Below are 1,262 nucleotides of genomic sequence, written 5' to 3'. Positions count from 1 at the left end.
TCTCGCTGGCGATCGCCATTCGGCCGACCGCCGGTGTGCGGCCCGCGCGCTGCCGACCAGCCTGAAGGACCTGCGCTCGCGATAGCCGGCGCCGACCAGCTGGGTGGCGTGCTCGCCGGTATAGGCCTCGTCGAAGTCGTCGGCAACGGCGCTGTAAGCCAGCGCGTCCGCGTCGGCGGTGGCCGGGGTCTCGAAGTAGCCGGGGGCCACCGCGAACGGGTTGATGGCGCCGGTGCCCGGGTCCTGGGCGTAGGCCAGCGCGGCGGTGGAGGACGCGAACAGCGGGGCGTTCGCCGAGGCCAGCGCCGCGCCCCGGGCCAACGCCGTATCGGGCTCCTCAGGCGCCGTCAGCGGCAGGGTGGTCGCCGCCTCCAGGGCCGGCTTGATCATGGGGATGTCGATCCCGGAACCGACGACGAACACGGCGTCGGGCCGGTTCTCCAGCGCCTCGGCGCCGGAGACCATCGAGGCCAGCTGCGTCACCGCCGCATCGTCGTCAGCGGGCAGTGGCTGTCGATAGACGTCGGTGACCGACCCGTCGGCGCTGTCGACGACGGCAAGGGTCGCGGTGTCGGGCTCGATGTACAGCAGCGCCGTGCGCGCGTAGTTCGTTTGGTTGCCCACCGTTTGGGCCAGCGCGGCCGCGGCCAGAAACGCCGAGACCAACATCACATTCTCGACCTTGTGGGCGGCCAGCGCATCGCGCAGCGCCGCTGCCTCGACGGGGTCGGTGAACGTTACGCCCGTCGACGCGAGCTGGTAGCCGCCCTCCGACGCGCCCTCGCGGGTGCCCAGGATCGCGGAGACGACCTGGTCGGCTGCGGTGACGGTAGCCGCGTCGTCGTCGGTGACCACATCGAAATTGTCCTCGTCGACGGTGGCGCCGTCGCCATTCTCACCTTCGACCAGCACCATCCGGACGGCCGTCGGCGCCATCGACACGCCAAGTACGGTGTCCAAAGCTCCTCCATCGTTCGTTTGCCAGCCAGTGAGGTCGGGGCCGGTTTCAGTTACCGTGGCACGCCGACAATCCCCACCCTGTATTCCCCTAGACGCACGATTTTACGCGGTTCCGTGGGCCGGCGGCGGGGCTAAGGACCCAGGATTCCGTGCCCCAGGTGGCGGCGGAGCCAGGCCCAATGGTCGTCGTGATCGTCGTCCCTGGGCGGCGACGGCGGCCACTGCTGAGGGGGCGCCGAGTTCGGCCCCGGATTCGGGGCGGCCGACGCGGGAGCCGGCGGCGGGGCCGACGGCTCCCGCGT

The 1,262-nt window shown here is 71.2% G+C and carries 1 protein-coding gene; it reads right to left on the bottom strand.

Features of this window, described 5'->3' with window-relative positions:
- Positions 1-960: DUF7159 family protein (locus tag MTAB308_RS00020; RefSeq protein WP_425436156.1), on the bottom strand; the 960-nt coding region annotated here is incomplete at its 3' end.
- Between the last annotated feature and the right edge of the window lie 302 nt (positions 961-1,262).

It is taken from the genome of Mycobacterium terramassiliense, assembly GCF_900157385.1.
Classification (GTDB): Bacteria; Actinomycetota; Actinomycetes; order Mycobacteriales; family Mycobacteriaceae; genus Mycobacterium; species Mycobacterium terramassiliense.
Note: the sequence above shows the minus strand (reverse complement) of the source record. Positions and strands in the feature narration are given on the sequence as shown.